The 25685-nt window shown below is 50.2% G+C and carries 29 protein-coding genes and 1 tRNA gene; 18 read left to right on the top strand and 12 right to left on the bottom strand.

The window, feature by feature from the left end; all coding sequences use genetic code 11:
* Window position 1: 1 nt before the first annotated feature.
* From Q394_RS0102315 to recA, 6 genes are all read right to left on the bottom strand, one after another.
* Window positions 2-92: transfer RNA gene (locus Q394_RS0102315), tRNA-Ser, on the bottom strand.
* Between the two features lie 53 nt (window positions 93-145).
* Entirely contained in the window at window positions 146-346 is a 201-nt protein-coding gene (gene csrA / locus Q394_RS18825; protein WP_038140170.1) for a carbon storage regulator CsrA, read from the bottom strand.
* Window positions 347-620: 274 nt separating this feature from the next.
* Window positions 621-1853, bottom strand: coding sequence for an aspartate kinase (locus Q394_RS0102305; protein WP_028487853.1), 1233 nt, complete (start codon window positions 1851-1853; stop codon window positions 621-623).
* Window positions 1854-1886: 33 nt separating this feature from the next.
* Window positions 1887-4499, bottom strand: a complete 2613-nt coding sequence (alaS, locus tag Q394_RS0102300; protein ID WP_028487852.1) for an alanine--tRNA ligase — start codon at window positions 4497-4499, stop codon at window positions 1887-1889.
* Window positions 4496-4936, bottom strand: a complete 441-nt coding sequence (locus Q394_RS0102295; RefSeq protein ID WP_028487851.1) for a regulatory protein RecX — start codon at window positions 4934-4936, stop codon at window positions 4496-4498. Before Q394_RS0102295 ends, alaS begins: the two co-directional genes overlap by 4 nt.
* Window positions 4936-5982, bottom strand: a complete 1047-nt coding sequence (gene recA, locus Q394_RS0102290) for a recombinase RecA (protein WP_028487850.1) — start codon at window positions 5980-5982, stop codon at window positions 4936-4938. Before recA ends, Q394_RS0102295 begins: the two co-directional genes overlap by 1 nt.
* A 61-nt stretch (window positions 5983-6043) precedes the next feature.
* Between recA and Q394_RS0102285 the strand changes: the two genes are divergently transcribed.
* Both Q394_RS0102285 and Q394_RS0102280 read left to right on the top strand, forming a co-directional pair.
* Window positions 6044-6238 (top strand): hypothetical protein, encoded by a 195-nt coding sequence (locus tag Q394_RS0102285; protein WP_028487849.1) that lies wholly within the window; start codon window positions 6044-6046, stop codon window positions 6236-6238.
* Window positions 6239-6276: 38 nt separating this feature from the next.
* Window positions 6277-8064: a PHA/PHB synthase family protein gene (locus Q394_RS0102280; protein WP_028487848.1), complete on the top strand. Its 1788-nt coding sequence runs from the start codon at window positions 6277-6279 to the stop codon at window positions 8062-8064.
* Here the strand turns inward: Q394_RS0102280 and pncC are convergent.
* From pncC to Q394_RS0102260, 4 genes are read right to left on the bottom strand one after another with little or no spacing between them, the layout of a single operon-like run.
* Window positions 8061-8534: a nicotinamide-nucleotide amidase gene (gene pncC, locus Q394_RS0102275; RefSeq protein ID WP_038140169.1), complete on the bottom strand. Its 474-nt coding sequence runs from the start codon at window positions 8532-8534 to the stop codon at window positions 8061-8063. The genes Q394_RS0102280 and pncC overlap by 4 nt on opposite strands.
* Entirely contained in the window at window positions 8534-9478 is a 945-nt protein-coding gene (locus tag Q394_RS0102270) for a S49 family peptidase (protein ID WP_028487846.1), read from the bottom strand. Before Q394_RS0102270 ends, pncC begins: the two co-directional genes overlap by 1 nt.
* The gene (locus Q394_RS0102265) at window positions 9475-10152 is read right to left on the bottom strand and encodes an HAD family hydrolase (RefSeq protein WP_028487845.1); all 678 of its coding nucleotides are present in this window, start codon (window positions 10150-10152) and stop codon (window positions 9475-9477) included. The genes Q394_RS0102270 and Q394_RS0102265 overlap by 4 nt, the downstream gene beginning before the upstream one ends.
* Window position 10153: 1 nt before the next feature.
* Window positions 10154-11110, bottom strand: a complete 957-nt coding sequence (locus tag Q394_RS0102260) for an RluA family pseudouridine synthase (protein ID WP_028487844.1) — start codon at window positions 11108-11110, stop codon at window positions 10154-10156.
* A 541-nt stretch (window positions 11111-11651) separates the two neighbouring features.
* On the opposite strand from Q394_RS0102260, the gene Q394_RS22670 reads away from it, so the two are divergent.
* Window positions 11652-15131: an Rne/Rng family ribonuclease gene (locus tag Q394_RS22670; protein ID WP_051542635.1), complete on the top strand. Its 3480-nt coding sequence runs from the start codon at window positions 11652-11654 to the stop codon at window positions 15129-15131.
* A gap of 17 nt (window positions 15132-15148) precedes the next feature.
* Here Q394_RS22670 and Q394_RS0102250 read toward each other — a convergent pair whose 3' ends face one another.
* Window positions 15149-15628, bottom strand: a complete 480-nt coding sequence (locus Q394_RS0102250; protein ID WP_028487843.1) for a low molecular weight protein-tyrosine-phosphatase — start codon at window positions 15626-15628, stop codon at window positions 15149-15151.
* A 282-nt stretch (window positions 15629-15910) separates the two neighbouring features.
* Between Q394_RS0102250 and Q394_RS0102245 the strand changes: the two genes are divergently transcribed.
* The 4 genes from Q394_RS0102245 to Q394_RS0102230 all read left to right on the top strand — a co-directional run bounded on the left by Q394_RS0102245 (window position 15911) and on the right by Q394_RS0102230 (window position 18398).
* Entirely contained in the window at window positions 15911-16864 is a 954-nt protein-coding gene (locus Q394_RS0102245) for a site-specific integrase (protein ID WP_028487842.1), read from the top strand.
* Between the two features lie 267 nt (window positions 16865-17131).
* Window positions 17132-17680 carry a hypothetical protein gene (locus Q394_RS0102240; RefSeq protein WP_028487841.1) on the top strand — a complete coding sequence of 183 codons (549 nt, stop codon included), beginning with the start codon at window positions 17132-17134 and terminating at the stop codon, window positions 17678-17680.
* Window positions 17681-17710: 30 nt separating this feature from the next.
* Window positions 17711-18232, top strand: coding sequence for a hypothetical protein (locus tag Q394_RS21225; protein ID WP_051542634.1), 522 nt, complete (start codon window positions 17711-17713; stop codon window positions 18230-18232).
* Window positions 18213-18398: a hypothetical protein gene (locus Q394_RS0102230; RefSeq protein WP_028487840.1), complete on the top strand. Its 186-nt coding sequence runs from the start codon at window positions 18213-18215 to the stop codon at window positions 18396-18398. The genes Q394_RS21225 and Q394_RS0102230 overlap by 20 nt, the downstream gene beginning before the upstream one ends.
* 307 nt (window positions 18399-18705) lie before the next feature.
* Here the strand turns inward: Q394_RS0102230 and Q394_RS0102225 are convergent, their stop codons facing one another.
* Window positions 18706-18936: an Arc family DNA-binding protein gene (locus Q394_RS0102225; RefSeq protein ID WP_028487839.1), complete on the bottom strand. Its 231-nt coding sequence runs from the start codon at window positions 18934-18936 to the stop codon at window positions 18706-18708.
* Window positions 18937-19063: 127 nt separating this feature from the next.
* On the opposite strand from Q394_RS0102225, the gene Q394_RS21835 reads away from it, so the two are divergent.
* The 11 genes from Q394_RS21835 (at window position 19064) to Q394_RS0102170 (ending at window position 25606) form a co-directional block, all read left to right on the top strand.
* Window positions 19064-19225: an Arc family DNA-binding protein gene (locus tag Q394_RS21835; protein ID WP_084260315.1), complete on the top strand. Its 162-nt coding sequence runs from the start codon at window positions 19064-19066 to the stop codon at window positions 19223-19225.
* A gap of 104 nt (window positions 19226-19329) precedes the next feature.
* Window positions 19330-19617: a hypothetical protein gene (locus Q394_RS0102215; protein WP_028487838.1), complete on the top strand. Its 288-nt coding sequence runs from the start codon at window positions 19330-19332 to the stop codon at window positions 19615-19617.
* Entirely contained in the window at window positions 19614-19823 is a 210-nt protein-coding gene (locus Q394_RS0102210; protein ID WP_028487837.1) for a hypothetical protein, read from the top strand. Before Q394_RS0102215 ends, Q394_RS0102210 begins: the two co-directional genes overlap by 4 nt.
* Window positions 19820-20011, top strand: a complete 192-nt coding sequence (locus Q394_RS0102205) for a hypothetical protein (protein ID WP_028487836.1) — start codon at window positions 19820-19822, stop codon at window positions 20009-20011. The genes Q394_RS0102210 and Q394_RS0102205 overlap by 4 nt, the downstream gene beginning before the upstream one ends.
* Window positions 20008-20304, top strand: coding sequence for a hypothetical protein (locus Q394_RS0102200; RefSeq protein WP_028487835.1), 297 nt, complete (start codon window positions 20008-20010; stop codon window positions 20302-20304). Before Q394_RS0102205 ends, Q394_RS0102200 begins: the two co-directional genes overlap by 4 nt.
* Before the next feature lie 2 nt (window positions 20305-20306).
* On the top strand, window positions 20307-21875 hold the full coding sequence (locus Q394_RS0102195) for a hypothetical protein (protein ID WP_028487834.1): 1569 nt from the start codon (window positions 20307-20309) through the stop codon (window positions 21873-21875).
* A 125-nt stretch (window positions 21876-22000) separates the two neighbouring features.
* Window positions 22001-22210: a helix-turn-helix transcriptional regulator gene (locus Q394_RS0102190; protein ID WP_028487833.1), complete on the top strand. Its 210-nt coding sequence runs from the start codon at window positions 22001-22003 to the stop codon at window positions 22208-22210.
* Window positions 22210-22920, top strand: coding sequence for a primase-helicase zinc-binding domain-containing protein (locus Q394_RS22235; RefSeq protein ID WP_028487832.1), 711 nt, complete (start codon window positions 22210-22212; stop codon window positions 22918-22920). Before Q394_RS0102190 ends, Q394_RS22235 begins: the two co-directional genes overlap by 1 nt.
* Window positions 22913-24130 (top strand): AAA family ATPase, encoded by a 1218-nt coding sequence (locus Q394_RS21215; protein WP_051542631.1) that lies wholly within the window; start codon window positions 22913-22915, stop codon window positions 24128-24130. The genes Q394_RS22235 and Q394_RS21215 overlap by 8 nt, the downstream gene beginning before the upstream one ends.
* A gap of 217 nt (window positions 24131-24347) precedes the next feature.
* The gene (locus Q394_RS18800) at window positions 24348-24536 is read left to right on the top strand and encodes an excisionase (protein WP_038140165.1); all 189 of its coding nucleotides are present in this window, start codon (window positions 24348-24350) and stop codon (window positions 24534-24536) included.
* Window positions 24533-25606 carry a tyrosine-type recombinase/integrase gene (locus Q394_RS0102170; RefSeq protein ID WP_028487831.1) on the top strand — a complete coding sequence of 358 codons (1074 nt, stop codon included), beginning with the start codon at window positions 24533-24535 and terminating at the stop codon, window positions 25604-25606. The genes Q394_RS18800 and Q394_RS0102170 overlap by 4 nt, the downstream gene beginning before the upstream one ends.
* Window positions 25607-25685: the final 79 nt, after the last annotated feature.

Genomic DNA, 25685 nt, shown 5'->3' with positions numbered 1-25685 from the left:
ATGGCGGAGAGTGAGGGATTCGAACCCTCGATGGGCTTTTGACCCATACTCCCTTAGCAGGGGAGCGCCTTCGGCCACTCGGCCAACTCTCCAAGTCTTCAATGAAGGCGGGAAGGATACCTTCAAATGGGCTGTACGTAAAGCCCTAATTTACATTTTCTTCAAGAGCAACCACATCAATTTGTTCATGACGGATACGCTCGAAGATTTCCTCCCGGTGTACAGCAACATCTTTAGGCGCATTAATGCCCAAACGTACCTGATTGCCTTTAACCCCTAATACCGTAACGCTGATATTATCCCCAATCATGAGGGTTTCTCCCACCCTCCGTGTCAGAATCAACATATCGCATAATCTCCATATTGCTGCATTTATGTGTCCCAAAAGCCCGTGATAGCCCTAAAGCATCACTCATAGTCGTTGGTAGCCTCAACAATCCCATATCAGCACTTAACTGAGGCTTAACTATTCAACCATCAGTGGTATTTTTACCAATGTATGATTTAAACAACAAGCATTAAATAACTTGCCTAACACCTTAATGTTTGGGCAAAAAAAACCCACCGAACAAAGCTGTTACAGTGGGTTTTTCCTCAAAAATTTATTATTGTTTTTTGAATTAGATAGTTGCTTGAGCCAAACCAAATGCGTCGTGCAAGACACGTACTGCCAATTCTAGGTATTTCTCATCCACCACCACAGCGACTTTGATTTCAGAAGTAGAAATCATGCGGATATTGATGCCTTCATCAGCCAAGGTCTTGAACATTTTACTAGCAACCCCAGCATGGGAACGCATCCCTGCCCCGACAATCGCCACTTTGGCAATGCTTTCATCGCCGTTACATTGCTTTGCACCCAAGGCTTCGCCAGTCTTACACAGGATACCACGCGCCTTGGCATAATCGTTCTTGTGAACCGTGAACGTAAAATCGGTCGTACCATCAGAACCGGTATTCTGCACAATCATGTCCACTTCGATATTCGCGTCCGAAATCGGTCCCAGAATCTGGTAAGCCACACCGGGGCGATCAGGCACGCCCGTGACAGTCAATTGGGCTTCGTCGCGGTTAAACGCAATACCACGGACGGATACTTCTTCCATTACATCTTCCTCACGAGTGACCAGCGTGCTGTTGCCTTGATCAAATTCATCAAAACTGGATAGCACGCGGATAGGCATATCATATTTGTAGGCAAATTCGACCGAACGAATTTGCAGCACTTTGGAACCTTGGCTAGCCATTTCCAACATTTCTTCCAGCGTCAGGCGCGGGATATGGCGGGCTTTAGGCTCAATACGTGGGTCAGTGGTGTATACCCCGTCTACATCGGTGTAAATCTGGCATTCGTCTGCCTTGAGAGCAACCGCCAGCGCCACACCAGTGGTATCGGAACCGCCGCGCCCTAAGGTTGTAATGCTGCCATCTGCTGTCACACCCTGAAAACCAGCTACGACCACGACTTTTCCTGCCGCCAGATCTTTACGAATGGGTTCAGCATCAATATCACGAATACGTGCCTTGGTGTGCGCCTCATCCGTCAGGATGCGAACCTGTGCACCTGTGTAGGAACGTGCAGGCTGACCTTGCTTTTCTAGCGCCATCGCCAACAGGCCAATCGTGACCTGTTCGCCCGTGGAGAGAATCGCGTCTTTTTCGCGCTCGGAACCTTGTGGATTGACGGCATTGATCAGCGCCACCAGTTTATTGGTTTCACCCGACATCGCGGAAACCACCACGATGACATCATTGCCCTTCTTTCGCCAGCGAATCACCCGCTCTGCCACCGCCGCGATGCGTTCGGGTGAGCCTACGGATGTGCCGCCGTATTTCTGTACGATCAGTGCCATTGTTTACTGTTTACCTTCAAAACACTTCAAAAATTAAACCCGCTCGCTAACCCAGCCAGCCACTGCTGCCAGTGCTGCTGGTAATGCTGCCACGTCAGTGCCGCCACCTTGTGCCATGTCCGGGCGACCGCCGCCCTTGCCACCGATTTGCCCAGCAACAAAGCCGAGCAACTCGCCTGCTTTGACTTTGGCGGTTTCATCTTTGGTGACACCGGCGACCAAACTGACTTTGCCATCGGCAACCGCAGCTAGAATCACGACTGCTTTGCCCAGCTTGTTTTTCAACTGGTCAACCGTGTCACGCAAGGATTTAGGGTCAGCACCTTCGAGGTTTGCTGCCAGCACCCGTATCCCGCCGATGTCCACCGCTTGGTCAGCCAGGCCAGAACCGGCTTGGGAAGCCATTTTGCCTTTGAGTTGCTCCAGCTCTTTTTCCAGTGCGCGGTTCTTTTGCAGCATAGCGTCGAGCTTGTCAGTCACTTCGACAGGGTTGGACTTCAGCAAGCGGGCAACGCTATCCAGACGGTTGGTGACATCGCCAAACCATGCCAGCGCGTTAGCACCTGTTACCGCTTCGATACGCCGAACACCTGCTGCCACACCACCTTCACTGATGATTTTGAACAGACCAATATCGCCAGTACGATTGACGTGGCAACCACCACACAATTCCGTAGAGAAACCGATTTTCAGCACCCGCACTTCATCGCCGTATTTCTCGCCAAACAGCGCCATGGCGCCGGATTTTTTGGCGTCTTCCATGCTCATGACTTGTGCCAAGGTTGCGGCATTGCTGCGGATTTCGCGGTTAACAATGGCTTCAACAGCGGCCAGCTGCTCTGGTGTAACGGCATCCGGCTGGGAAAAGTCGAAACGCAGGCGCTCGGGCGTCACTTGCGAACCTTTTTGCTCAACATGCTCGCCCAGCACTTCGCGTAACGCAGCGTGCATCAAGTGGGTCGCGGAATGGTTGAGGATAATGGCCTGACGACGTTCGGCATCGACTTCCGCCACGACCGCTGTACCGACGGACAGTTCGCCGAATTCTACCTTGCCGGTGTGGATGAAGGTTTTGCCCTGCTTGCGCGTATCTGCAACCCGGAAGACTGCCGTATCGGTATGCAAAACCCCGGTATCGCCCACCTGACCGCCAGACTCGGCATAAAATGGGGTGTGATCCAACACGATCTGACCTTCAGCGCCTTCCTGCAAACACTCAATAGCAGTACCTTGCGAGAACAGTGCGGTAATACTAGCGGTTTCCGTCAAAGTGCCGTAGCCGTGGAAAGCAGTTTCGCCACTGACATCCAGCTTGTCGCCGTAGTCGGCACCGAATTTGCCTGCCGCACGCGCACGTTCACGTTGCGCATTCATCGCTGTCTCGAAGCCTGCTTCGTCGAGCTTGAGGTTACGCTCGCGGGCAATATCGCCCGTCAAATCTACCGGAAAACCATACGTATCATAGAGCTTGAAAACGGTTTCGCCATCAATCGTGTCACCTGACATGCCCGCAATGGCATCTTCCAGAATCTTCATGCCCTGTTCCAGCGTCTCGGCGAAACGGCGCTCTTCTTTTTCCAGCGCTTGTTCAACGTGAGGCTGGGCTTTGGCGAGTTCAGGGTAAGCCGTGCCCATTTCATCCACCAGCGGCTGTACCAGCTTGTGGAAAAATGGCGCTTCCATCCCCAGCTTATAGCCATGACGGATAGCGCGGCGAATAATGCGGCGCAAGACATAGCCACGCCCTTCATTCGATGGCAACACGCCATCGACAATCAGGAAAGAGCAAGAGCGGATGTGGTCAGCAATCACTTTCAACGACGGGTTATTCGCATCAGCATTTTTCGCGAGGGACAACCCTTTGCTCAGCAAGGTTTGGAACAGGTCGATTTCGTAGTTGCTGTGTACGCCCTGCATCACCGCTGCCAACCGCTCCATGCCCATGCCAGTATCGACAGAAGGCTTGGGCAGTGGAATCATCGTGCCATCTTTGGTGCGCTCGTATTGCATGAACACCAGATTCCAGATTTCGATGTAACGGTCGCCATCTTCCTCTGGCGTTCCCGGCGGGCCACCCCAAATATGCTCACCGTGGTCGTAGAAAATCTCGGTGCACGGTCCACACGGCCCAGTATCGCCCATCTGCCAGAAGTTATCGGACGCATAAGCTGCCCCCTTATTATCACCGATACGGGTAATGCGGTCGGCAGGCACGCCAATCTGCTGCGCCCAGATACTGTAGGCTTCATCATCATCGGCATACACCGTGACCCACAGCTTGCCCTTAGGTAACTTCAGGGTTTCAGTCAGGAATTCCCACGCATACTTGATAGCGTCTTCCTTGAAATAGTCACCGAAACTGAAATTGCCCAGCATTTCAAAAAACGTGTGGTGACGCGCGGTATAACCGACGTTTTCCAGATCGTTGTGCTTACCGCCCGCCCGCACACAGCGCTGCGATGTGGTAGCGCGGTGATAGCTGCGTTTATCCATGCCAAGGAACACGTCCTTGAATTGCACCATGCCCGCGTTGGTAAACAGCAAGGTCGGGTCATTGCCCGGCACTAAAGAGCTGGACGGGACGATTTCATGGCCTTTACTGGCAAAAAAATCGAGAAATTGTTGTCTGAGTTCAGCAGTATTCATTGGAAAGCAGCTTTAATCGCATCGGTATAAAAACCGCGCCCGGCGAGAAATCGAGACTGCCGGGCGCGTTCCTTGTAATCCGCAGGGATTTCCCTGCCAAATTTTTTCTCGCGCTGTTCACTGGCCAGCACATGCCAATCCACATCGGCTTCCGCCAATGCTTGTGAAGCAATGGCATTATCGACGCCATGCTCACGTAATTCATAGCTAATTCGCTGCGCCCCACGCCCTCTTGAAATGGATGAACGGATGAATGCAGCCGCATAACGGGCATCATCCAGATACCCCATGTCCTGCAATTTATCCAACACCTGATCCAAGCTAGCCTGATCACACTCGCAGCGCTGACGCACTTTTTGCGCCAGCTCATAGCGGGAATGCTCACGTTGTGCCAACAATCGCACCGCAACCGCTTCACAGCCCCGCCCGTCAGCCATTATACCTCGTCGTCCCCTGCATCCGCTTCTTCAACAGCAGAGGGTGCAAAATCGGGCGAACTAAATGCGGCTTCGCGGATCGCTTTTTCAATTTCAGCCGCAGCGGCCGGGTGTTCTTTCAGGTAATTACGCGCATTGTCCTTACCTTGGCCAATTTTATCACCTTTATAACTGTACCATGCACCTGCTTTGCCGATCAGTCCTTGTTTAGCACCCAAATCAACCAATTCGCCTTCGCGGGAAATGCCTTCACCGTAGAGGATTTCAAACTCAGCTTGCTTAAACGGTGGCGCCACCTTGTTCTTAACCACTTTCACGCGGGTTTCAGAACCGGTGATTTCGTCGCCCTTCTTGATAGCACCAATGCGGCGAATGTCGAGACGAACCGAAGCGTAGAATTTCAGCGCATTACCGCCGGTCGTGGTTTCCGGGTTGCCAAACATAACACCGATTTTCATCCGAATCTGGTTGATGAAAATCACCATGGTGTTGGAACGCTTGATGTTCCCGGTCAATTTTCTCAAGGCTTGTGACATCAGACGTGCTTGTAAGCCAACGTGAGAGTCGCCCATATCGCCTTCGATTTCAGCTTTCGGGGTCAAAGCCGCTACTGAGTCCACGACGACAATGTCAACTGCGCCAGAACGCACCAACATGTCAGTAATTTCCAACGCTTGTTCACCATTATCTGGCTGGGAAACCAGCAGGTCGTCCACGTTTACACCGAGCTTTTGCGCATAAACTGGGTCAAGCGCGTGTTCCGCATCCACAAATGCCGCCGTACCGCCAAGCTTTTGGCACTCGGCAATGACTTGCAGCGTCAATGTGGTTTTCCCAGAAGACTCTGGGCCATAAATTTCGATCACACGCCCTTTAGGTAGACCACCAATACCCAACGCAATATCCAAACCCAATGAGCCAGTAGAAATGGCTTCAATATCACGGGAAGCGCTGGAGTCACCCATACGCATCACTGCACCTTTACCGTATTGGCGCTCAATCTGGCCTAAGGCGGCAGCAAGGGCTTTCTTTTTGTTCTCGTCCATACGGACACTCCTTTATGTATGAGTTCTTAACTTAGGTGAGGAAAGCGTGGATTATTCCATAATGGATAGCAGCAAGCCAATGCCAGAAGATGAAAGCTCAGCACTTATCGGCGAATCGTCGACATGCGGCATCATAGCAGCGACCATCAAGCAGACCATTGTTTTTCAAAAAACTAACACCACCTTTAAATTACTGCAATGCAGCATTTTTCTTATAAAAACTGTCGACAATCACCCCATAAACTGGCTATTGTGACACACCGATGAATATTCCTAAGTGGAACCACTAAACTTATGCAAAACCCAGCCCAACAACTCACACCATCCATAGACCCTATTCTACTGCAAACCAATATGACGCAAGCAATGCTGTTGTGGCAACGCTTTGTCGCTCGTTTGCTGGGCAATGCGATGAACAAACCAGCCAATGAAGGTGGCCAAGGCGACAACAGTTTCGCAGAAGCCATTGCCAAGTGGGGCGTCAACCTGTTGTTGCACCCGACTGCCGTCATGCAGGCTAATATGGATTTGTTCAGCAGCCAAACCAAGCTATGGCAGCACACCACCACACGGGCGCTGGGTCTGGGGCATTTGTCACCGGGCGTTCCCGACATCACCGACAAGCGTTTCAAACACCCGGCATGGCAAGAACACCAGTTCACCGAAGTCCTGCTCCAGTCTTACCTCAATATGTCGACATACTGGCGCACACTGGCACAAACCGCAGGCGGCCTTTCAGAACAGGATGCGAAAAAAGCCGAGTTTTTCATCAACAGCATGATTGATGCACTCGCACCCAACAATTATTCACACACCAACCCACAAGTTTGGCAGACCATTGTCGAAACCAATGGTGCGAATCTCGTCAAGGGGATGGAAAACCTGCTGGATGATTTTCAGGATGGTCAATTGCGCATCCGCATGACCGACATGAAAGCGTTTGAACTGGGTCGGGATATTGCCACCACCCCCGGTAAAGTGGTGTTCAAGAATGAATTACTGGAACTGATCCAGTACACCCCGACCACGGCTAAAGTGCGCCAACGCCCAGTACTGATTTTGCCACCGTGGATCAACAAGTATTACATCCTCGACCTGCGCGAAAAGAATTCATTCGTCAAATGGGCAGTGGATCAAGGCAATACGGTCTTCATGATTTCCTGGGTCAACCCGGACAGCCAACACCGTGACCTGAATTTTGAAGACTACATGCAAGCCGCCATCAGCGCGATGGATGCGGTCGAAGCCGCTACCGGCGAACGTGACCTCAATGTGATCGGTTACTGCCTCGGTGGTACACTGACCGCCGCTACACTGGCTTACCTGAAAGCCAAGGGCGATGATCGCGTCAAAAGCGCCACGTTCTTCACCACCTTGCTAGACTTTGCCGAACCTGGCGAAATCGAAGTTTTCCTCAGCGAAGCACAAGTTGGCTCGCTGGAAAAGCGCATGGAAAAAGACGGCTATCTGGATGGCAAGGACATGGGCGCGGCTTTCAATATGCTGCGTTCCAACGACCTGATCTGGTCATTCTTCGTCAACCTGTATTTGCTCGGCAATGACCCCATGCCCTTCGACTTGCTGTACTGGAACTCCGACAGCACTCGGATGCCTGCTGCCATGCACAGCTTCTACCTGCGCAATATGTACCTCAACAATTGCCTGAGCCAACCTGATTGCATCACGCTGTCAGATACCCCGATTAATCTGGGCAAGATTGATACACCTGCGTATTTCGTTTCCACTCATGACGACCACATCGCCCCATGGCGCGGTACTTATAAGGGTGCGAAACTGTTCTCGGGTCCGGTACGCTTCGTGCTGGGGCAGTCTGGTCACATTGCAGGCATTGTTAACCCGGCAGCCGCTAACAAATACGGTCATTGGGTCAACGAAGAACTATGCGACAATGCGGATGACTGGTTGTTTGCAGCCAACAAGGTTGACTTATCATGGTGGCACGACTGGAATAGCTGGGTAGCGAAATTCTCAGAAACCGAAGTGGATGCACGCATCCCCGGCGCTGGAAAACTGGAAATTCTCGGCGATGCACCGGGCACTTACGTGCGCCAAAAAGTCTAACGCAACGCCTGCAATACGCCACTGAGTGCGTATTGCACCGCTTGAGCGCGTACTGCTTCCCGATCACCCTGAAAGTGTCGGGTGGCGGTACGCACTTCCCCACCCTGCACTAACCAGCCGAAACACACCGTCCCAACCGGCTTGGTCGCTGTACCACCGCCAGGCCCTGCAATCCCGCTGACCGACACTGCCACCTGCGCCCGCGAATGCTGTAATGCACCCGCAGCCATTTCAGCCGTGACTGCTTCGCTGACCGCACCGTGTTGAGCAAGCGTCTCCGCCTTTACACCCAACATATCCTGCTTGGCATCATTGCTGTAGGTCACGAAACCGCGCTCGAACCACGCGGAACTCCCCGCCAGATCGGTACACAGTTTCGCAATCCAGCCGCCGGTACACGATTCCGCCGTTGCCAGCATCCAGCCTTTGGACTTCAGGGCATCCGCCAGCGAATACAGCAATGTTTCCATCAACGCAACACGGTACGCGGTGCTGCATCCAGCGAAATCAGCGCTTGTACGGACGTTTCTACCCGCTCACTCAAACGCTGCAACAGGTCTTTTTCAGTCGTGAAATTCACCATTTCCTCCGCCTTGATCAACTCACGCGCCACGTAAGCATCGCTGCCTATCCCATCAATCAAGCCCAGCTTGAGCGCATCTTCACCCGTCCAGAACAGGCCAGAGAAAATATCCGGGTTATTCTGCAAACGCTCGCCACGGCCTTCTTTCACCACATTGATGAACTGTTGGTGCGTCGTGTTCAGCATATTATGGACATGTTGAACCTGTGTTTCGTTTTCCGGTAAAAACGGGTCAAGCATCCCCTTGTTCGCACCGGCAGTGTAAAGACGACGCTCCACACCCAACTTTTCCATCAACTCCACTGCACCGAAGTTATCCATACGCACCCCGATGGAACCGACGATACTGGCCTTGTCTGCGTAGATATTGTCGGCAGCCACCGCGATATAATAACCACCCGACGCGCACAGGTCAGACACCACCGCATACACCGGAATATCCTTATGTGCGGCCTTTAGACGCCTGATTTCATCATTGATGATACCCGACTGCACTGGGCTGCCACCGGGACTATTGATGCGTAAAATCACGCCCTTGGTCTTTTCATTTTCAAAGGCTTCTTTCAGTGCAGGGTTCACCAGCTCACCGCTTGCCAACGCACCATCCATGATCACGCCGTTGATATCGACGACGGCTGTAATTTCTTTTGCTGCGGTCAAATTACTATCCGACGCCCCCGTGCCGATCAAGGCAAACAGCGCAACCAACAAATAAGCAACGAAAAACAGTTTGAAAAAGATCCCCCAGCGCCGCGCACGGCGTTGTTCCTTGATGCTTTCCAGCGCCACATCTTTGAGCGCCTGAATAGCCTGTGTATTATCTTCGTTCATGTGTAACCTTTTTGTGCGGCTAACCAGCCGGGAATATGCGTAACGTCGTCAACATGACCACGCGGCTGATGTTGCCGCAAGTGTTCAAGGCCATGCACGCCGTAACTGACAGCCAGTGAATCCATCCCGATGTTCAGCGCCATCTGCAAATCGTATTCACTGTCCCCAATCATCAGCGCATCATGCTTGCGGGTATCGCAGTCTGTCAAAATCTCTTCCAGCATTTGTGGATGTGGCTTGGAACGGGTTTCGTCCGCACAGCGCGTAATCGGGAACAGCTCACGCAGCCCGGTTTCATCCAGCACCTTATCCAGCCCACGCCGCGATTTCCCCGTAGCAACGGCCAGCGTGTAACCCTGTTCAGCCAGCGTGTAAAGGGTTGCGCGTGCGCCGCTGAACAATTCGCTGCCGTGCGTGGTGCGCACCAGAAACTCCTGACGGTATTCATCCGCAATCTCGCGAATCCGACTCGGCGAAAGGTTGGGGTAAAGGTGTTGAATGGCTTCATCCAGCCCCAAGCCGATGATGTGGCGGATTTGCGCATCAGTACGCGGTTCCGCACCCACCACCGCAATGGCATTGCGCATACACTGGGTAATGTGCGCGGCGGAGTCCATCAGCGTGCCGTCCCAGTCAAAAATCAGCAGGGAATAAGGTTTCATCTTAACGGTCATATCAACGCTCTACCGCATTGATTTTGATGTTAATCAGCACTTCCTTCAACTCATCCGGCAGGGGTGCTTCCACCACATAACGCCGCCCGGTGGCACGCAAGGTAAAATCTACGCTGGCAGAATGCAAAAACAGTCGTTTCAGCCCCATGTCGCGGAATTTGCGGTTGAGTGCGAAATCACCGTAACGGTCATCACCGAGAATCGGATGCCCCAGATTCTGCAATTGCACACGGATTTGATGCATCCGCCCGGTAAGAATTTGTGCCTCTACCAGCGATGCGCCATGCAGGTTTTTCAGCGAGGAGAAAATGGTTTCGGATACTTTACCCTCGCCCTCTTCTACCACTTGCACCTTCTGGCGCGTGCCTTCTTCCTTGCTCAAATCCATCGTCACGTGTTGGCGACCGTGCTTCCAACGCCCTGCCACCAGCGCCTTGTAGCGCTTATCAATCTTGCCGTCGCGGAACAATGCGTGCAATTCAGTCAATGCCTGCCGTGACTTGGCGAGAATGACCACACCGCTGGTATCACGGTCGATGCGGTGCGCCAGTTCCACATAGGGCAAATTCGGGCGCAATTGACGAAAGGCTTCAATCAGCCCCAGCTTGTAGCCGCTGCCACCGTGTACCGGCAGGCCGGAGGGCTTGTTGACGAAAATCAGTTGCTCATCTTCTTGCAACACCGCCGCTTCCAATACGCTCAGCAAAGAAGCAGAGGCCAGCGCAGGCTTGTCCGGCGGATTGACCTCCGCCTCCATTTTGATGGGGGGGATACGGATAATCTCACCCAAAGCCAGTTTCTTCTCTGGTTTGACTCTTTTTTTGTCAACCCGCACCTCACCTTTGCGTAAAATCCGGTAAAGTGCGCTCTTGGGAAGTTGCTTAAGATGGCGAATCAGGAAATTATCTATCCGCTGACCATCTTCATTTTCCGTAACCGTGTAGTATTCGACTGCCATAATGAAAAAACATACCAACTAAATTTAAATGCAAATTGAATATAATTAACCGAATTGATATATTCGCAGCAGGCAACGTTAGGATGAAAACCTGACACAATGGGTTCGATCAAATCTGAACACGATGATATGACCCATGCCTGATTGATTCAATCACAAATTCTGGCGATTAGAACATTCACCCTCAGAATTTGTGCCGGGGTAAACAGGATAAAAAAATCCATACCCTCATCATCCAATGCCTGTCATGCAGATCAAAAAACAAGCAGACAGGCTTGACATTAACAGCAGGACTTGTTGCTGATGTCTGTTGCAAGAATGCGCCAGCGGTTTACAATATTCATGCGCCCGCCCTTATGAGGCACTCCCATGACCCGTAATGACCGAACGATTCTTTCTAAAGGTAGGCCCGATTAAGGTTAATCCATAGCTTGGTGATAGAGAAAAATTCTAACGCTTTGATATTACTCGAAATAAACTGATCGACCCCACCTGAAACAAACAGGTAACAATTACTGCATAACCAAGGCTTATGTAGTACATGAAACGTATTCTAATTAATGCGACCCAACCGGAAGAAATCCGCGTTGCCATGGTTGACGGGCAACGCCTGTACGACCTCGATATTGAACATTCACTGCGTGCACAAAAAAAAGCTAATATTTACAAAGGTGTTATCACTCGCGTTGAACCTAGTTTAGAGGCCGTTTTCGTCAACTATGGTGCACAACGCCATGGTTTCTTATCCTTTCGTGAAGTCGCACCAGAATTCTATCATCCAAATGCCAAATACACCGGGCGTCCTGCTGTCAAGGACGTGATGCGTGAGGGCATGGAAATCTTAGTGCAAGTCGACAAGGAAGAACGTGGCAATAAAGGCGCAGCCCTGACCACTTACCTCAGTCTTGCCGGGCGCTATCTGGTGCTGATGCCCAATAACCCCAAAGCGGGTGGGGTATCACGTCGTATCGAAGGTGATGATCGTCAACAAATCAAGCAAACACTGAGTGAGCTGGACATTCCCGACAGCATGGGTGTGATCGTGCGTACCGCTGGCATTGAACGTGATGCAGAGGAACTGTCATGGGATCTGGACTACCTGAAAACCTTGTGGAATGCCATCCAGCAAGCGTACAGCCAGCACAAAGGCCCAACCCTGCTGTATCAGGAAAGCAACGTCATTATCCGTGCGCTGCGTGACTATTTCCGCCGTGACATCGGTGAAATCGTCATAGACAACGAAAAAGTCTTCCAGCAAGCGCGAGATTTCATGCAGGCAGTCATGCCGCACAATATCCGCAAGCTCAAGGCTTACACTGACGGCACACCACTGTTCAGCCGCTTTCAGGTTGAAAATCAGATCGAAACGGCCTACCAGCGCACCGTTGCCCTGCCTTCCGGCGGTGCGATTGTCATCGACCATACCGAAGCACTGGTTTCCATCGATATCAACTCAGCGCGTGCCACCAAAGGGCATGACATCGAAGAAACGGCTCTCAACACCAACCTGGAAGCCGCTGACGAAATTGCCCGCCAATTGCGCCTGCGTGACCTTGGTGGTCTGGTTGTCATCGACTTTATCGACATGCTGCCCAGCAAACACCAGCGCGAAGTCGAAAAACGCCTGCGTGATGCCATGAAACTCGACCGCGCACGCGTACAAGTCGGGCGCATCTCCCGCTTCGGCTTGCTGGAAATGTCGCGCCAACGCCTGCGCCCATCACTTGGTGAATCCAGCCAAATCGTTTGCCCACGTTGCACCGGGCATGGCCATATTCGCAGCACCGACTCAATGGCGCTTTCCATCCTGCGTCTGGTCGAAGAAGAAGCCATGAAGGAAATGACCGGCAAAGTCATTGCCCGCCTGCCGGTTGCTGTCGCGACATTCCTGCTGAACGAAAAGCGCCAAGCCATCACCGACATCCAAGCGCGTCGTAATGTTGAGCTGACCATCATCCCCAACCCTTACATGGAAACGCCGCATTACGACATCAGCCGTATCCGCAATGACAACCTCGAAGACGAAGAAGGCCAAAGCAGCTACCTGTACATTCCGGCTCCGCCTGATATTGAAGAGACTATCCAGCAAGACACCAATCATGCCTTGACTCCAGTCGAAGCTGCCGTCACCAACGTTATGCCCAGCACCCCAGCACCGCAGGGTTCACGCAACCACGAAACGACAGCTGTAGCGCCAATACCAGCAGCAGCCATCAAAGGCCTAGGTCTAATGCGTCGCATTTTCGGCAGTCTCTTTGGCAGCAGCCCAACTGTTGACAAAGCAGCAGAAGCGGCTGAAAACACGACAGAAACCGCCAGCACACAAACGCAACGACGCACTGAACCACCACGGGACAAACGCAACGAACGCGGCAACGAACGCAATGATCAGCGAAATAATCGCAATCGTAACAATGGCAGAAGCGACACAACCGCAGAAACAGAGCGCCCAGCCACGGACGAATCACGCAATCGTCATGCACAAGACAACCGTCAAAACCGCCAAAACAACGAGCAGCGTAGCGAACGCAACACTGAACGTAACAACGAGCAGCGTAGCGAACGCAACACTGAACGTAACAACGAGCAGCGCAACGAACGCAACAACGAACGCAACACTGAACGCAACAACGAGCAGCGCAACGAACGCAACACTGAACGCAACAACGAGCAGCGCAACAACAATCGCAACCGCAATGAGCGTGACAACAGCAATAGCGACCAAAATCGTCGCCCACCACGCGAGCAACGTCCGCCCAGAACACAAGAACAAGACGCTCCAGTCGCGCAACATGATGATCAGACACCTCTCGAAATCACCCTGTCTGCACCGCGAGAAACACGTGACAACAACCAAGACAATGGACAACAGTCTCAAAGTCGCCGTGACCGCTCACGCCGTGACCCGCGCAACCGCCAACGTTCCAATGAAGCCAACAACGGCAACACGGCACAACCCAACGACAGCGCCCCACAGGATAACATCCCACAAGAAAAGCAACGCAACCCGCGCCAGCAACGCCCCAGAGGAAATGAGGCCGCATCTGCAAGCGACGTAGACGATGACAACCAGCCATTAGAGGCTCAACAAACTGATGCGCCAGCAGCGGCCAACAGAAACCGTCGCAATCAAATGGCAGCACCTAGTCTGTCTGACGTTGACACAAACGACCTTGATGATGAGGTAATGGATGACGCAGATACAGACGTTGAAACCGACGATGATACGGTTACAGCTAGCAGCGAAACCCAGCCACGCGGCCCACGCGAACGTCGTGGCCGCACACGTCGCCCACGCGGTAGCCAAAATCGTCAACAACGCCCACCACGCCCTGCATCTGCCGAGCTAGAACCTCTGCCTGCTGAAAATCTGGAACCGTTCATTATTGATCTGAGCGCAGCACAACCTGCGCAACAGCCGCGTTACGAACGTCAGCCACCCAAATCGGAGAACAGACCTGTACCTGTTATCATCCAGGTTTCACCCCCTGAAAATCCGGCAGATTTTCAGGAACGCAAATCCAAAGTACAGGCTCAAGCAAAACCCAAGCCTGCCGTGAGCCCCGTACCAGACGTGCAAGTTCAAGCAGAACCCACGCCCAAGGCAGAGACACAAGTTCAAGCAGAACCCACGCCCAAAGCAGAGCCACAAGTTCAAGCAGAACCTACGCCCAAAGCAGAGCCACAAGTTCAAGCAGAACCTACGCCCAAAGTAGAGACCGCATTGGAAGTAAACGTTCAGCCAGAACTAGTAGCCGCCGTGTCTGTACCCGAAGCTAAGCCACTGGCAGAGGTTTTTGCTCAACCAGAACCTACACCTGTGCCTGCACCAAAACCGGAACCCGCCCCACCTGCTATCGCAGTGGCTGAGGTTATTGCTGAAAAACCGCTTGCCCCACCTGAACCTATAACGGTAGTAACTGAACCCAAAACGCCCGAAATAGTCGACACGGTAAAGGAAACGGCGGCACCTGCACCGATGAAGCGGCGTCCATCATGGATGCACACCGAACCGGAGTAAGGGTAACACCTGACTGTCTAAAAATGGGTGCGGCGGATATGCTCTAATAAGCCTGCCGCCGCATCTTCCACCATATCCAACACCCTCTCGAAGCCACTCTCGCCCCCATAATAAGGGTCAGGCACTTCATCCACATTCCAGCGTTCGGCAAACGCCATGAACAAGCGCACACGCTCACGCTGTGATGCTGCCACCATATCCTGTAAATCATCCAGATTCGTGCGATCCATCGCCAACACGTAGTCGAATGCCTCAATATCAGCCAGCGTTACCTTACGCGCCCGCTGCCCCGACAAATCCAACCCACGACTTTTCGCCGCGCCTTGTGAACGCTTATCAGGGGGATTACCCACGTGGTATGCATGAGTCCCCGCCGAATCAATCAGAATACGATCAGACAACCCTTGCGAATGCACCAGATGCTCAAACACACCTTGCGCCGTAGGTGAACGACAGATATTGCCCATACAGACAAACAAAACTTTAACTTTTTCCATAAAATCAACCACTTATACTAAAAAAGCCACCTAAAAAACACTGTAAAACTTACATTCACGCACTAACAAAAACAGTCACTTACAAGATTTTTTACAAATGCTTTTCGCCTGTATCTAGGGTAAATCATAGCATCCTGCACCGATGGCAGAAACCGCCATACCATCACGAATCCAGAATTGAACCATAAAGCCACCTGTTGACACGCATTGACACAACTTACACCAATATATATTATTAGTTCCGATAACTGTTATTCTCGGAACTAATAAACAAGGTGAAACATGAGTACTTTGACAACTACAAGCAACACAAACTTAACCATTGGGGAAGTGGGTGCGCAAGCTAAGCAATTCATCATCGAATCGACCAGCGAGGCAACCCGGAAAGCGTACCGTAGTGACCTGACCATTTTTGTCAGTTGGTGCGATAGTCGGTCTTTGGAAGCTATGCCAGCATCACCCGCTACCATTGCCGATTTTCTGGCATCACAAGCCAATGATGGAATTTCACCATCTACCCTGAATCGTCGTGTTTCTGCTGTCCGTTTCGCCCATGAAACGGCGGGAATGAATTCGCCGACTACTGACAAGCTGGTGAGTGCCACCCTGAAAGGCATTAAGCGCAATGTTGGCGCTAAGGTCGAAAAGAAATCAGCGGCAACCGTGGACAAGATTTACAGCATGATTGCCCAATGCGACACAAAGACGATTCAGGGCAAGCGTGACAAGGCTATTTTGCTTCTAGGGTTTGCTGGCGCGTTTCGGCGCTCGGAACTGGCAGGGCTGGAACTGTCAGATATTGAGTTCGTAACCGATGGCGCACGGATCACTATCCGCAAATCCAAGACCGACCAAGAGGCGCAAGGGCAAACCATCGCTATCTACAATGGGAAGCTGAATGTATGCGGCATCTTGAAAGACTACTTGCAAGCGGCTGGCATTGTTGACGGCGCGTTATTCCGGCCTATCACCAAAAGCGACAAGACGCGCAATCAGGCCATTACCGATAAATCCATTGCTACCATCGTTAAACGCTACGCTGAAGCGGCTGGTTTGAATCCTGATGATTTTAGCGGGCATTCCTTGCGTAGTGGCTTCATAACAAGCGCGTCTGAATCAGGCGCTAACCTGTTCAAGATCATGGATGTATCACGCCACAAGAGCGTACAGACCGTTAGAGGCTATGTGCGCAATGCGGAAATGTTCAAAGACCATGCGGGAAGTTCGTTTCTGTAATCCCTGCCCTGCACGAATCAAGAGCCGGGCATTGTCCCGGCTTTTTTGTGTCCGTCACATTCCCTGAATTCTGAAAACGTTCAAAGTTCATCACATTCATCACATTCATCACACCCTTAATAAAATCAAGTACTTGAAAAAATTCCTTCATCACAAGTCCGTCACAAACGCCCCATAAGTCCATCACAGCGTCGCAAGGAAACCGCATCAAATCCCGCTTTGATAAACATTCAAACTATCGGCTTGTTCACAACTGAGATTTTAAACATGACCACATTTAAGACGGCTTGCCTGAAACGTCACGAACTCACCGCAAAGCTAGAAGCCCTGCACCAGTGCCGTGCTACGCTGGCAGAATACAATGTTACTACGAAAGGCGTTGATAGCCTTATCGAAGCAAAAACGCAGGAAATTGAGAGCTTGACGCTTGATATTGATGACCGTAAGGCATTGATTGATAAGTTCCTCAAGATTCGCACACATCGACAGTTTCAGGGACTTCCAAGCCTAATAAATGGTTTGCGTAGCGAGATTGCCAACGGTCAAGCGTCTGTTGAGCGTAAGCGTCAAGCATTGGTTGATTCTGGCATTCAAGCCGAAGAAGCCAAGCGGATTATTGCTGATTACGACGCTATCGAAGCCGTGCAAAAGCTCGAACCTCTGACAAGCGAACTAGCTTCATGGATAGCGTTTTCTGAAACGGGACTAGCAAGCGACTTGCCACCGAATGCTGATGAACTCTTTGAATCTTACGAAGACTTCGGTAGTGGTTGCCAGCGACCGCAGAACTTATACAGCCTGAATCACGGCGTTTGATAAACAATCATTCCAGAGGATTTATTCAAAATGGAAAGACGAGGCGGAAAACGTGACGGTGCAGGACGCAAGAGAGGCGCATTGAATGCCGCTACAATCAACGTTCGCGAATTGGCTAGGCAACATACGCAAACGGCTATTAATGCGCTTGTGGAGCTTCTCAATAACCCTGAATCACCACAACGGGCGATAGCGGCAAACAGCTTGCTAGATCGTGGCTATGGAAAGCCCAAAGTCATGAATGATGCAGACCTTGAACCAATCATTTTGCGGTTGAAAAGTGGCGAACTCACCCCGACAGATGCGGCGTTAGAGATTGCAGCAATGGGAGCGGCATTGCCTAAGATCGTTGAATTGCTGGCATTGCGAGAGCTTGGCATTGAAACGCAAGAATACAAGCCTATCGACACTGAAAAGCTCGAACTTCTCTATCAAATCGGTTCGGAAGAAATGGCGATTCGAGAGGCTGGATTAGTCGGACGTGGCGTGATACTTGAACAGCAAATTAACGAAGCAAAGGCAGCAAAACACCATGAAAAAAGAGCAAGTTAAGTACGTTGATTACATCGACAGCGGCAATAAGCTTATCGACCTTTCTATGGACATTGCAGAGGAATTACTTGAAGACCCAACGGCGGAAGGTGCAGCGGTTCATGTGGAACTAGCAAAGCTGTTTTTTGAGGTTGGAAAATTCCAGATCACACGCCCACGGCGATAACCACACCACCAAGAGCCGGATTCATTCCGGCTTTTTCACGTCTAGCGCACCGAATCTTAATCCCGAATTTCTTAATAAGATCATGGCTTTATCGCACATACCCCTACACCTAGAATATTAGCGTTTTCTTATGCCGTTCCTGGACTAAATACGGGATTTCCCCGCATTCATTTTGAGGAAATTGGCATCACATTTGAAATGTGACCCTTGACGCAACCACCAACGGGGTAAGCGTGGGCGAATCTTTGGGGCGATTACCCGCGCAACTCTCAAAGAATCGTCTACGTTTGCTAACTGTAAAAATCAGTCAAACTTTATTCAGGCTTTTTTTTATTGCCGTGCCTAGTTCCTCTCTGATGATGCTACGCACTTCATCCGGCGTGGCTGAGGTTGCCTTGTTTCCCATGCAAACCGACAGCAGATAGATAATTTCCGCATTCAAGCTCCTGAAATTTTCATCAGATGATTCTTTGAGTTGTTCGTACAGCTCCATTGGAATTCTCACCTGCATCTTGAAAAAGTCGTCTTGCTTTGCCATCCGGTAACGCCTAATTGAATTTATGCCACATTCTACAACTAATTTAGTTGACAAGCTCAAAAATAACTAATACCGTATTCTCACTAACTAATTTAGTATCTATTTTAACTATATTGGAATTTTAGCAATGACAGAGCCAGACAAGAAAACACAAGCAAGAATGCCCGCACCTGTTCACCAATGGCTGACAGATCGGGCGAAGACCAACGATAGAAGCATGAACGCGGAACTTGTCCGCATCCTGAAAGCAGAAATGGCAAAGGAGGCAACTCAAACACAACACGCATAAACGAAAACGCCCCACTCTTTCGGGTGAGGCATTTAAGGGTTGAATGAGAGGTCGAGTTCTCAAACAGCCAAGTTACTGAAAACCACACAAAAAAGGTATCCAGCATGGAAAATCTTAACACAAACCAGACTGTAGATTACAGTCAAACCCGCGTTATTGAATTGATGCGTTCAATGAGCATCGAAAATCAACGTATTTTGCTGCAAGCCGTTGAAGCGATGGTTGCAACTACACCCAAAACCGACGTTACAGGCGCGTTACAGGACGTTAGAGCAATTCTTGACATACTGCTTAACGCAGACGCTGAAGCCCTCACAGACGGCAATACAACGCGAATTCTAGCGGGAATTGCTTACGACAAAGTTTTGATGATTCAGGGGGATGCAGCATGAACTATGCACATCTCACCCCGAAACAACGTCTCGACGCTCTTTCTGATGTAGCAACCCGCATGAAGTCGCATTCCATCGTACTGGGGCAATTCTTCACCCGACCTGCAACGAAACAAGCCGCGATTTCTGGCATGGATACAGAAATATCCAACATGCAAACCTTGTGGGCGCTAGTCCGTGCGGATTTGATGGAGGTGCAGCCATGAAATTCTTCATCAAAATTGAGCTTATCAACGGTTTACGCCTAATCACTGGATGCACCACCAGCCGCGAATATGCCGCTACTCATTGGGGATTAGGCGCATACAGTGCGATCTACGCAACCAATGCGCATGAAGTCAAAGCGGAAAGTATCCGTGCTGGCTTGACTGATGCAATGGAGGCGCGGATATGAGTAACCTACCCTATTCCGCACTGTCCAACGTGGCGCAATTCCTCAAGAGCCGCGATTACAGCAAGGCTTTCCCCTACGCAACCAATGGCCTGGCAGTGGCATTTGTGGGCTTCTACGCCATGACATTTGCCAGCATTGCCGACGATGGCAACCACATATACACGGTGTACAGGATATTCCCTGTTATCGCGTCTTTGGGAATCACCATTTCCATGTGGTCACTACCTGATAACAGTTTAATCAGACTGTTTTATCTGGTCGGTCTATTTGTTGTTTCTTGGTTAGGGGCTTAATCATGAACTTATCTAACGCTTACTCGCTTTCTCAAGATTTGACCGAAAGCACCCAAAAACTGCAATCACATCAACATGACCTGAAAGGCATAAAAACCAGTCAGTCCATTTTCACGATTGCCACCTACTTTATTTACTTCAGCTTCACATCTGTAATTTTCGCAGGCGTGACCGTCTGGAATTTGCAGGAATACATCTTTTCCAATTACACCAACGTGATCGGCATGGTCTGGGCAATTGTAACGGTGTTTTGTGTACCCCTTGCCCTCTCACTGGCAAAGCATTTCAATTACAAAGCGATTGCTAAAAACAGTGTAGAGCGTAGTCACAGAGGCCAGCTAATCATTCACGCGATTATCGCGCTGGCGCTGATTTCCGGCCTGTACTATGAGTCTATTTCAAGCAGTTCAAACTTGCAGGCGAAATCATTTCACTCTGTCGAAAACAGCAAGGCAGGCGAAAACATCCTAAATACTGCCGTTAGTAGCTCATCAGGTGGCGCTATTGCGGGTTTAATCGCTGATGCTGAATATAAGCTGGCAGGCTGTGAACGTCGCTTAAAGGAGCGGTCTGTGAAGGATTGCAATAACTCACAAGCGAAAGTGGATAGCCTGAAAGCTCAAGCCAGTGCAGAACGCGAAAGTGTGGCCTCTGCCAATGTTGCGGCAATTGGTGCAAAGCAGGATGCATTAGAGCGGGAGCGGGATAATCACGCCCTACCCGCTGCTAAATATGCGGCTGAAATCGTTAATATGAGCAATGACGCAGGAACTATGATTGTCGTCATTATTGCGGCTTTGTTCTTTGAGCTTATCCATATCACCACGATCTTTAATGAAGCACGGGCATTACGTGGCATTGATACTTACAGTTCCTCGCTGAAAGGATTGAATGGTGAGTATTTTAAAGCGACTGGCAAAACATTTGATTCGGGCGACTTCAAAGATAATCGAACTATTGATTTATCCGACAAGCCGCTGAATGTCCCAATGGATGAACAAGGGGCTGATTTTGCGGTAACTACAAAGGGAGTTCCTTACAAAGACAACAAGTCTAATTTTGGTTTTGTCCCCTCCCCGTCTAGCAAGCTTTTCAAGTGGCAAGATGAACCACAATTGCCAGCGAAAGCCGAAAAACCTGCATTCGGATTTGTCCCTAGTCGCAAGTCTGGCGAATCACTGGAAGCGGAAAACCGCAAGAAATACCCGCAACAAATTGTATGGCCTACCAATGACAGACCGACACCTGATGACTATTCACTGATCCCGCGTAAGCACTCACAGAACGCCCTACAGACCTCTGTAGTTACAGACACTGGCAACCTACAGAGGTCTGTATTACAGACCTCTGTAGACGCTTACAGTAAGGCTGAAAGCGCGGGTGCTGGTACTGTCATTAACTGTCCGAATTGCGGGAAGTCTTTCAAGAAAGTGAATCGCTTTCATATCTTCTGTAGCCACTCCAGAAACAAGCGTGAGGGCGGCGGGAACTGTAGCGATGAATGGCACAACAAGTTGAATCCTGAAAGAGCGGAAGTTCTCAAGGCAAGAAATCGGAGGCGTAAAGCGTAGCAGGAATGGTGATGGCAGGGCGCAAGCCTTGCCATTTCTTAGGGGCTTCCAAGTGGAAACCTCAAAAAAACCTAACTAGACACTGATGCACCATAAGCGCACCGAAACAAACAGGATTAGACATCATGACCCAAAACAGCAATAACGCCATTCAAAACGACCCGCTAATCATCGGGTATGCTGGCTTACAAAAGGAACTGCACTTATCGCGCTGGACATTGCGTCGTCATCTGGACAAAGGATTATTGCCACCAGCAATCAGGTTGTCACAGATGCGCCTTGCGTGGAGAAAATCAACGCTTGATGCGTGGCTTAACGCGGGAGGTATAAAGTAATGATGCAGGTAGCAATTCGGGAGCAAATCCCAAAAAGCAGAAACCCCGCAGGCGGTCAACCAAACGGGGGGATATGTTCAACTTCCACGAAGAATTATAGCAAACCTGATGCAAATAATCAGCTTAGTTTCATTGAAGTGAAAAAAGTTGCCTATGGAAAATGGGAGAGCATCCACCGTGCATTAGGTATCCAGCTTAAAACCATGTCTCACGCAAAACATACGGCTTGCCAAGGTTGCGGCGGAAAAGACCGTTTTAGGGTTATGCCGGATTATGCGAATACAGGTAGATGGATTTGCGGCGGCGGTGTTGGCAATACGCAAGTCGAAGACGGCTTTGAATTACTAGGGCATGTTTTCGGCTGGACTCCACAAGAGCAATTAAAAGCCGTGGCTGATTATCTCGGATTATCCAATATGGATGAATCAAAGAAAAAAGCTTTACGGATAGCTGCTGAAAAGCGTGAAAGAGAAGTACAAGCCACTATTGCAAAAAGATACGAACAAACTAGACGTGACAGCGACGTATTAACCATGCTCGAAAATCTGATTGATGAAATCCGCTTTAGACAGCATTTACAGCGTGAAGCAATGAAGTTTAACAAGGCTTTTATTGCCGAACCCACAATTGACGAAGTAAACACGGCGCAAGAGCTTAACGCGGCAATACTCGAAGCCTACGCACATCAAAAAGGGGTGGATTATGTTTAAGTCATTCAATGAGTATGAAGCCGAAACAATCCCTAATACCGATAGTCGCAACGATGATTTTGCAGAGCCTCCAAGCTGGCATTTTGACGAACCGCCAGTTTATGCAGACGACCCTGCTTATGAGTCGCTTTCTGATGCGCAACCAAAGCAGGCTAAAGCGCGTTTTACATTCGGCAGCGGGATGGATTTATTCACACCTAAGCCCATTAAATGGCTTGTGCGTGATGTTATAGAACAAGATTCTTTTGCAGGGCTTTATGGCGCGTCTGGTAGCGGTAAATCATTTGTTGCCATTGATTTATGCCTAGCAATTGCCACAAACGCCAGCTATTACGGACACAAGGTTACAGGCGGCAAAGCAATTTATGTGGCAGGTGAGGGCAAAGCTGGCATTAAGCGGCGCGTCACTGCATGGGCGCAACGGCAAGGCGGACATAGCACTATTGCCGAAAACTTCCTGCTGATGGATGGCGTATGCACGCTACCGCATGATACAGATAGCTTTATTGAGTCTATCAGGGGGTTAGGCGTGGATGATTTGCGCCTAATCGTATTGGATACGCTCCAACGCACAATGGAAGGCGACGAAAACAGCACTAGGGATATGTCGGCATACGTCCGTTCTGCTGACAAAATCCGGGAGGCATTCCCCGGAATTGTGGTGCTTGTGGTTCATCACACGGGGCATGGCGCATCCGATAGAGCGCGTGGCAGTAGCGTATTGAGGGCAAGCCTCGACACTGAAATACAGGTGGCAATGACCGACCGCATCGTTACCGCTAGCTCAACAAAAGCCAAGGAATCAGAGCCGTTTAAAGCAATGAGTTTTGAGCTTAAAACGGAAATCCTAGAAGGGTGGAGCGGTGATGATGGCGAGTTTATCGCATCCGCTACGCTGCACTACATGCCGGATTATGACGGCGCAAAAAATGAAAAGCATACTGCTGTTGCCAGCGGGAAGAACCCAAAGGCGGCAATGGTAGTTCTGCATAGCTTGATTGATGCGCAACGCCGGAACTTAGAGCTTAGTGGTCATAATCCAGATCAGGCGCAAGTTATGCTTACTCACTGGATTGAATCGTGCAAAAACAATCCTGAAATAAATGACCGATACCTAACACCTTCGGCATTTTCTGAACGAATCACAGACAAATTGATAGAGCAAAATCTAATCAAATGCCAGAACGGATATGTTGAGGTGGTTAAGTAATGAACTACACACTACCTACACACTTTACTACACACAATTACACACTTTTACACAACGGACTATCAGCACACCTACACACTTTTACACACACCCCTATAGGGTGTGTAAAAGTGTGTAAGTGTGTAGTCTCGCTTTGTGTGTGTAGCTGGTTCATTGAAAACAGCATGAAGATGCTTTTCAGAAAAGAGATGACCTTGCCTGCATGGAGAGCAAAACAATGAAAAAATTATTGACCTTGGAAGCATGGGCAGAGTCTCGCTATTCCGATCAAGTGCCAAGCATTAACACCTTGCGTTTGTGGGCAAGGGAAGGACGCATTCAGCCACAACCTGTAAAGCATGGCAGAACGTACCGTGTTCGTGAGGATGCAAAATACTACTGCCCATTCACAGGTGAGAGCGCATGAAGCGGAAGCCAGCGGGATTACACAGCGCAAAAGGCGCGAATGGCAAAACTTACTATTCGTGCATCCATCCGATCACTGGGAAGCGTCACGGCTTAGGGAGCGACTTTGTAACCGCTTGCAAGGTGTTACATCGTCTGCAAGCTGCGCACCCTAAAGACCGTGAGAACGCGCTATTTGAGCGTATAGAGGGCAAGGGTAAAACCTTTGGTGCTTTCACTGAAAAGTTCAAAGAGGCTTTACAGGAAAGAAATCTAAAGCCTAATACCTTGCGAAGCCGTCACCATGTTCTCGACAATGTGCTAATGCCGCGTTTTGGTAGCTGGCAATTGAAAGACGTTGATGCTGAAGCAATCACTGACTTGCTAAGCGAGTTCAAGAGCCAAGGCAAAAACCGTATGGCTCAAACTATCCGCTCGGTGCTGATTGATCTTTTCCTTGAAGCCGTTTCAACAGGATGGCTTAAGGCTAACCATAATCCTGCTAGCTTGACCCGTAACCCGACTGCTACCGCAAAACGTTCTAGGCTATCACTGGAACAATTCAAAGTGATTTACTCACTCGCTGATGACGAATGGATGAAACGGGCGCTAGAAGTTGCGATCCTGACAAGCCACGCAGGCGCAACGGAATTGACCGCCATGCAAAAGCCTGTAGATGGGTATTTGCAGATTCAGCGCACAAAGACCGATGTTAGGGTGAAAATCCCCGTAACGCTGAAATTAGATGCTCTAGGCTGGACGCTGGAAGACACTATTGCCAAGTGCCTCACCACTGGCATTGAATCACCGTATTTGCTGCATCACGTTTCCGACGCTGGCAACATGGGCAAGGGTAAGCCTATGCATCATTACCGCATCACACGGGCATTCACTGAAATTGTGAGACGTTCCGGTATTGTCTGGGAAGATGGCAAGCAACCCGCTACGCTGTACGAAGTTCGTTCATTATCCCAGCGGCTGTATAGAAAGCAGGGTGTTGACGTTAAGACGCTGCTAGGCCACAAGGATTCACGATCTACCGAAAGGTATGACGATGTGAGGGGTGATGATTGGCTTATCCTAGACATCTGAGATAATCATTAGCTTACAAATAGCTTACTAATGAACGGTAAGCTATTGATAGAAAAGGGCTAATTCTGCTTGCTGTATC

It is taken from the genome of Thiothrix lacustris DSM 21227 (genome assembly GCF_000621325.1).
Classification (GTDB): Bacteria; Pseudomonadota; Gammaproteobacteria; order Thiotrichales; family Thiotrichaceae; genus Thiothrix; species Thiothrix lacustris.
This window is presented reverse-complemented; position numbering and strand designations above follow the sequence as displayed.